Here is a 1,389-nt window from a genome sequence, read left to right as displayed (position 1 = left end):
TCGACCAGCATCCCGAGAGGCGACGACTGTCGCATCTCTAACTGGCCTATGTGTCGCATCTCTAAAATGCCGCTACAACTAAATATCAGATAAGACGAGTTATGGAACTTACTCGTTAGAACCTTCAAAGATGTCTACCTTAGGTCTCCTCATTGTCAGGATCGTTCGATGACTTTGGCGCCAGAGCCAACACGTCGAGTTGACACTAGATCATCTGATAATGACGCTAGCTGCTAGCCCGGCAACGTCTCCACTGGGCAGGGCTGTTTCCTTCAAGCCCTAAAAAAGACGCCCGAAATGGCTTTGGTCTACAAGGCCGTTATCATTTTGAATGCAGTCTTTACACCATCGTCGGCATGGCCTCCCAGCGCCAGAGTTAATTCGGTCTCCATCCAGAGAATCGTGTCTCCACCCACAAAACGCGTCAGCGCTCCTTGATGGACTCGCTGGCATATTCCTTCAGCGGAGAAAGCAAATACTGGATGATCCTTCGCGAACCCGTCTTGATTTCTGCGGTCACTGCCATGCCAGGCCTCAAGGGCTCCGACCTGCCTTCGACCTGCATGCTAACGGAATCAAGAGCGATCCGCGCGACATAGGTAGGCGAAGCGCCCGACGTCTGGCTCGTTTCGGCGCTGCTAGCGGAATTACCCTGCGGATTGGAACCATCCGGTGTTCTGCGATCCGCAGTCACCGCATCCGCACTGACTTCAATGACATGACCGTGCAGCAGACCGTACCGGGTAAAATTGAAGGTCTCGACCTTGACCTCGACATCCTGGCCTGCATGAACAAATCCGACGTCGGCGTTGGCGATCGTCGCCTCCAGGATCAAAGCCGACCCCTTGGGAACGATCACAAGAAGCTGCTGGGCAGGCGTCACGACGCCGCCGAGCGTGTGGATTGAGAGTTGTTGGACAACGCCGTCAATCGGGGACCGCAGCTCCGATTCGGCGAGCTTACGCTCAGCCTTGATGAGATCTTCATTTTGCTCATTGGTACTCTGCTGGGCATCGGTCAGATCGCTGAGAAGCTGATGCTCGTATTCGGCACGCGTCTGCTCCCGTTGCCGTTCGAGCGCTGCACGTGCCGCGTCAATCTCCACCAGTTGACGACGGCTCTGGGTGAGGTCGTGCTTGTTTTCTATGACGGCCTGCTCGGCGTCCAGCCACTGAAACCGATTGCCGGCCTGCGTTTCCAGAAGTTTCGTTCGGATAGCATCTTTTTCTTCAAGAAGGGGGCAGAACAAGATGGGGTGGTTGCCGTCCTCCCCTCACGGCATTGCAATATGCCAAGATGATGTGGTTGTAGCCCACAGGACGGAGAAGACGGCAAAATGAAAGACACGATGATCGGGGTGGATCTGGCAAAGAATGTTTTCGTACTGCA

Annotated in this window: 1 protein-coding gene; it reads right to left on the bottom strand. The window is 54.7% G+C overall.

The genetic code is table 11. The features are described from left to right. Positions 1-424 precede the first annotated feature (424 nt). On the bottom strand, positions 425-1,249 hold the full coding sequence (locus FHT85_RS30330) for an HlyD family type I secretion periplasmic adaptor subunit (protein ID WP_183775116.1): 825 nt from the start codon (positions 1,247-1,249) through the stop codon (positions 425-427). Positions 1,250-1,389 lie beyond the last annotated feature (140 nt).

Origin of the sequence: Rhizobium sp. BK312 (genome assembly GCF_014193605.1) — a bacterium.
Classification (GTDB): domain Bacteria; phylum Pseudomonadota; class Alphaproteobacteria; order Rhizobiales; family Rhizobiaceae; genus Rhizobium.
The sequence above is the reverse complement of the archived record's forward strand: the minus strand, read 5'-3'. Positions and strand labels throughout refer to the sequence as shown.